Here is a 5,190-nt window from a genome sequence, read left to right as displayed (position 1 = left end):
TTATTTATAAGAGGCGCTTTCCTATCATTCATTAGCAACACAAGTGTTGTATAAACAGCCTTCTCGGTCGCTTTTAATCCCATAAGATCCTTTAAAAAATGATCTGTACTAAATTTTACAAACGCTACTTTATTATTGGACATCATTTGAGATCTCCCTTTCTTTAACTAAATGTAAAATTGCTAAAGCATCTGCTTCATTATCATCACATGGCTTGTGCCCTTTAATACACATTGCCTCTATCATCTCTTCTTTCGACGCATTCCCCTTCCCCGTCATCGCTTTCTTAATCGTACTTACTGGTATCCCCTCATACGGTATCTGATGCTGTTCACACCACGCCGTTAACGTTGCTAACAAACCGCCGTAAACATGCGCGGCATCTGTACCTTTATGACGCCTCACCTCTTCAAAATACACCGCGTCAATTTGACCTGCTGTCTGCTTTATTTCTGATAGCCATTGCTTAAAACGCAAGTAACGCATTCCGCCGCCTTCAAAACGGCGCGATTGAAAATTCACGGTACCACTTATGATACTACCATCCCCTCCACGTATCGCCCACCCAGTCCGCGTACCTAGATCAAAACAAAGAATCGTGTTAATCACCGCGCCGCTCCATACAAAATGTGTTTTATAGAGGTGTTTTTTTCCGAAAATGAAGGAAAGAAGGGTGTAAGAAGTATGCAAATAGATAAAGATGTTATAGCTATAATTATTAGTATCTTTTCCCTAATACTATCGTTGTTTTTAAGATACGTAGATCTCAAAAAAGCAGAAAAGACTCGAAGAGAAGATTTATGCAATGTAGAAAAACAGTTTAACCATCTAGAAGAGCAAAATAAATCATTGCAAAAGCAAGCCACATCATCAGAAAAACATGTCAATTTTTTACTAAAAACAAAAGAAGAACTGGACTTAGGACCACCGCTACAGTTCAATGTACATAGTCCTACTCCAGACAAACATGATCCTAATAAATTTAGTGTCATATTATACATTAAAAATCCTACAGAAAGAATGATTAAAATAAATCACATATGGATAGAGAAAAAATGCCAATTCGAATTTGATAAAATAGTTTATAGCAACGGTACATTTTTAGCGGAAATGGCCAAATAACTATCAACCCCACATCTCCGAAACATATAGACCTAATAAAACTCGAAACAGAACAAACCTTACAAAATGGTCTTAATTCCTTTAATAATATAATCGGTGGACAAGAAATTAAATTAGAATTTTTCATTTGTTCCTCAAAATTGAATAAATCAGATACTCCGCTTTTTATTATGGAACATACTTCCTCAAGTAATCCTCAAAAAACAATTAAAGCTTCTTTTTGGACCTATTTCTTATCCCCTCATTCTTCCTAAGTTTATCCTCTAGATCCCATATTATTCTTTTTTGTTTAATTATCTCATCCCTAAGCTCTCCTGCCTGTTTAAAATAGTGATAAACCTCATAAAGCAAATATAGATTGGTAGTTATAGAAAGAACTGTTGCTACTAAACTCATCTTTCTCTCCTCACTTACCCTTCTTCTTACTCTTCTTATTCTTATGAGGCGGCGCTTTTACTGCTTCATCACGCGGCTTAAGCTCTTGCTTCAGTTGTTTAATTTCCTCGTCACGTTCTTCAATCTCTTGCTTCAGTTGTTTAATTTCTGCTGCAGACTTTCCTATATCCGCATCACATTCATAAATCATATTTCTATTCCCTAATATAAAATCAGTATTTACCTTTTTTACTCTTGCCATAAGATATTGAATCTCCTCTGAAAGAGCCTTAACCTGCGCGCGATAATACAAAGCAATACGAAACATCACTCCGCTTAAAAGCAAAACTGAAACCACTGCTATCCATAAAATTTCATTCGAACTCATTTTGATCTCCTTAATGCTGCAATCTATCGCCGGTGTGATCAACACCGCAGCTCTTGCAAATTTTCGACATTGGGGGGTGTTGCTCTTGCATTAATCTCTGCAAGCGCTCGGGATAAAAAAAATCTTCGGGGCGCAAATCTATCCCATGATCTCTTGCATAGGTTAATAATTGCGCCTGATAAATTGAAGGAAATAATCCATTAGCACCCCCCTTCTCTTTAGAGTAAGTGATACGATAAACAGCGCCTTTACATTTCTGCAAAATACGCGAAACATTAACAGCCCCCCCTAAATATTTTATTATGGTATACGCAGGTTCTTTTTTCATAACAATAAAATTTCATATTTCATGAATTTTATCAAGATAAAAATTCAGTTTTTTTTTATTGATTTTTCATGTCACATGAAAGAGCCTTACTCTTATGGAATCGGATCAGTTAAAGGCATGGCTTAAGGAGCAATTAGCTAAAAATGGACATGGCAGCAAAAAAATGCTAGCTAAACACTTAGGAATATTGCCATCTGCTTTGTCCAACATACTAAATAATTCAGCAAAAAATAAACCAATAAAACCTAGATTAATAAGAGCGGACGAACTAATAAAAATTATTGATTTTTTTGGTGAAATCCCACCTTTTTTAATAAAAGAATCTGAACAATTTATTCGTCTTTATTATCAAGCAAAACCTGAAGTTCAGAAAGCTGTTTTAACGATTCTTCAAAACTCTTGTTCTTTAGACAAAGAATAATAGCTGCCATCACTTTTTTATCTCCATAATTCCAAAGTTTTTCTAACATTGTGTTATCCATAATTAATTTTTACCTTTATAAAATTTCATATTTTATGAATTTTTTTATTGACGATGTTCATTAAATATGAAATATATAGATACCATACCCCGAAAAAAAAAACCTATGTCAAGGTGTTTTTTTCAAAATGTATTTAAATATTTTGATATGGAGGCATTTGTGAATAAACCAGTGTTTATAAATTCTGATGAAATTCTCTTAGTCATCTGCGAAAATGAAGAACAAAATCTCGCTAAATCTGGTCCTTTCTTAGAAGAAAAGGACATTATCAAATTTATCGACCAAGCCGATAATGCTGTCCAAATTTTGCGCGTAGAACCAACGACTAATCGTTGTGAAGATATCTCTGAAGATATTGCCGAATGCTATCTGAAAGAATGTGAAGAGCAATGTTTCAACGGTAATATACCTCACGACTTTGTTAAAGACAGTAACGCATACGGTTTTTTTTTAGAAGAAATCGAACAGCAGCGATATGAAGATGAAACTTACGGGACTTATGAACAGCAGCACCGGTTAACTCTTTCGGATGTCATTCCAAACTACCCACACTATACACACTACAGAGGGCGTTTCTAAAAGCGCCCTCCTCTTTCCTCTTATTCAATGATCGGATGGAGTAAACTTATGAATAATCCTATCGCTATTGCAAATAACACGGTTAACGGAGAAGACGTTCAAACAGTAAACGCACGTGAATTACATGCCTTTTTGGAGAGTAAACAAGATTTTTCTACGTGGATAAAAAAGCGTATCATGACCTATGCTTTCCTTGATGGAAGGGACTTTATTCGCTTCCACAAAAAAATGGAAGCGAACAATGCCATAGCAGTAGAATACTATCTTACCTTAGACATGGCGAAAGAGCTTGCCATGGTCGAGCGTAATAAAAAAGGAAAGCAAGCAAGAGAATACTTTATCGAATGCGAGCGGCGTGCAAAGCAAGTTGTTACACCACAAATCGATTACTCAAGTCCACAAGCGATGATTGGCTTTTTGAATTACCTACAAGGTCAAATAAATCAAAAAGATACCATCATTGAAGATTTAAAACCAAAAGCAATGGCTCTGGAAAGCTTGCAACGCTCTGATGGGCTCTTCGGTCTTATTACAGCTGCTAAAATTCTTGAAATGCAACCCAAAAAGTTCATTCTCTTCTTACAAGAAAAAAGATGGGTATATCGAATTACTGATGGCGCTCCTTTGCTTCCTTATCAAGATAAAATCCAAAAAGGACTAATGGATTGCTCAACCCACATCATTCAAACAACAAAAAAGGCAGAAAAAGTCATTCCTTGCGCAAAAATCACAGCAAAAGGAATTGGTGTGCTGTCTCAAGAGCTTAAAAGACAAACCATGCATTAAGAGCAACAATCATGGAAAAGAAATACGAACGACTAATCTTATAGTATCTCTATAAGCCGTTTCTAACACCGAAAAACCAACTTTTAACACAAGCGTGATTCACGCCACGGGGGAATTGCGCGCAATGTAGGAAATCAAGATGAAAAATTCTACTTTTTTAAACGAAATGGCAGAAAAATATGGATTTTCTGCTGAAGAATTTCGAACCACAATCATAAAAACTTGTATTGGAGATAAAAATGCTAATGTCATCACTGATGCAGAATTTGCCGTTTTTCTTTTTGTTGCCAATACTTATGGACTTAACCCTTTAACAAAAGAAATCTATGCTCTCCCTAAAAAAGGCGGCGGCATCATACCCGTTGTTTCTATCGACGGTTGGATAAAGATCATCAAATCAAATCCTGACTTTGATGGCATGACCTTTCAAGATCAACTCAATGATGATGGGAATATCATTGCTATCAAATGTGCTATTCGTCTCAAAGGCATTAAAGACCCTATCGAAGTCACCGAATATCGCAAAGAATGCGAACAAGGCCACAGTGACCCTTGGAAAAAATACCCCGCACGTATGTTGCGTCATAAAGCCACTATACAATGTGCTCGTTACGCTTTCGGTTTGTCCGGTATTTATGAAGAAGATGAAGCTAAACGTATCAATGAAACAAACCATAACGTACAAACGAAGTTAGTTTCTTATGATGTGCTTACGCAAATCAAACAATTAATAAACATCACTCAAACAGAAGAAGAAAAAGTGCTTGATTATGCACAAGTCGACAGGCTTGAAGATCTTCCTGATGAAGTAGCACAAAGGATTTTGGATGTTTTGCAAAAGAGACAGCATGAAAAAGAACAATCTTTCCTACAACAAAAGCAAATAGAGGCGCCTATACAAGATGCCGAATATATTCACGTCCAAGATATAGAATATGCACCACAAGAACAAAGAACGGCGGTGTGAGATGGAACAAAGAACAGCAGAATGGTTCCAAGCACGCTTGGGTAAAGTCACCGCATCAAACATTTACAACATACTCAATAAAACTACAAAAGGATTGCCTACGAGCAAATATGAAGACTACAAAATCAAACTCATAACAGAGCGCTTAACAGGCGAAACAAGC

9 protein-coding genes and 1 pseudogene are annotated in these 5,190 nt (G+C 36.2%); 6 read left to right on the top strand and 4 right to left on the bottom strand.

All coding sequences use genetic code 11. The features are described from left to right. Positions 1-132: 132 nt before the first annotated feature. Entirely contained in the window at positions 133-609 is a 477-nt protein-coding gene (locus ACFINU_RS09000; RefSeq protein ID WP_375618847.1) for a crossover junction endodeoxyribonuclease RuvC, read from the bottom strand. Positions 610-684: 75 nt separating this feature from the next. Here ACFINU_RS09000 and ACFINU_RS08995 point away from each other — a divergent pair, with 75 nt between their 5' ends. Further along, a complete protein-coding gene (locus ACFINU_RS08995; RefSeq protein WP_375618848.1) occupies positions 685-1,122 on the top strand; it encodes a hypothetical protein in 438 nt (145 codons plus the stop codon). Positions 1,123-1,329: 207 nt separating this feature from the next. Here the strand turns inward: ACFINU_RS08995 and ACFINU_RS08990 are convergent, their stop codons facing one another. Genes ACFINU_RS08990 through ACFINU_RS08980 form a run of 3 tightly spaced genes read right to left on the bottom strand, consistent with a single transcriptional unit; the run spans position 1,330 to position 2,213 of the window. Continuing rightward, positions 1,330-1,518, bottom strand: a complete 189-nt coding sequence (locus tag ACFINU_RS08990; protein WP_375618849.1) for a hypothetical protein — start codon at positions 1,516-1,518, stop codon at positions 1,330-1,332. A gap of 10 nt (positions 1,519-1,528) precedes the next feature. Beyond that, on the bottom strand, positions 1,529-1,885 hold the full coding sequence (locus ACFINU_RS08985; RefSeq protein WP_375618850.1) for a hypothetical protein: 357 nt from the start codon (positions 1,883-1,885) through the stop codon (positions 1,529-1,531). Between the two features lie 10 nt (positions 1,886-1,895). Beyond that, on the bottom strand, positions 1,896-2,213 hold the full coding sequence (locus tag ACFINU_RS08980; protein ID WP_375618851.1) for a hypothetical protein: 318 nt from the start codon (positions 2,211-2,213) through the stop codon (positions 1,896-1,898). Positions 2,214-2,307: 94 nt separating this feature from the next. Here ACFINU_RS08980 and ACFINU_RS08975 point away from each other — a divergent pair, with 94 nt between their 5' ends. From ACFINU_RS08975 to ACFINU_RS08955, 5 genes and pseudogenes are all read left to right on the top strand, one after another. Beyond that, positions 2,308-2,634 carry an XRE family transcriptional regulator gene (locus tag ACFINU_RS08975; RefSeq protein ID WP_375608881.1) on the top strand — a complete coding sequence of 109 codons (327 nt, stop codon included), beginning with the start codon at positions 2,308-2,310 and terminating at the stop codon, positions 2,632-2,634. A 220-nt stretch (positions 2,635-2,854) separates the two neighbouring features. Beyond that, positions 2,855-3,274 (top strand): hypothetical protein, encoded by a 420-nt coding sequence (locus ACFINU_RS08970; RefSeq protein WP_375618852.1) that lies wholly within the window; start codon positions 2,855-2,857, stop codon positions 3,272-3,274. A gap of 48 nt (positions 3,275-3,322) precedes the next feature. Further along, the gene (locus tag ACFINU_RS08965; RefSeq protein ID WP_375618853.1) at positions 3,323-4,060 is read left to right on the top strand and encodes an antA/AntB antirepressor family protein; all 738 of its coding nucleotides are present in this window, start codon (positions 3,323-3,325) and stop codon (positions 4,058-4,060) included. A gap of 139 nt (positions 4,061-4,199) precedes the next feature. Continuing rightward, positions 4,200-5,027, top strand: coding sequence for a recombinase RecT (locus ACFINU_RS08960; protein WP_375618854.1), 828 nt, complete (start codon positions 4,200-4,202; stop codon positions 5,025-5,027). A 1-nt stretch (position 5,028) separates the two neighbouring features. Beyond that, a pseudogene (locus ACFINU_RS08955) lies at positions 5,029-5,190 on the top strand (exonuclease); the annotation flags it as partial.

Source organism: Bartonella sp. AC130YNZD, from assembly GCF_042196865.1.
Taxonomy (GTDB): domain Bacteria; phylum Pseudomonadota; class Alphaproteobacteria; order Rhizobiales; family Rhizobiaceae; genus Bartonella.
The sequence above is the reverse complement of the archived record's forward strand: the minus strand, read 5'-3'. Positions and strand labels throughout refer to the sequence as shown.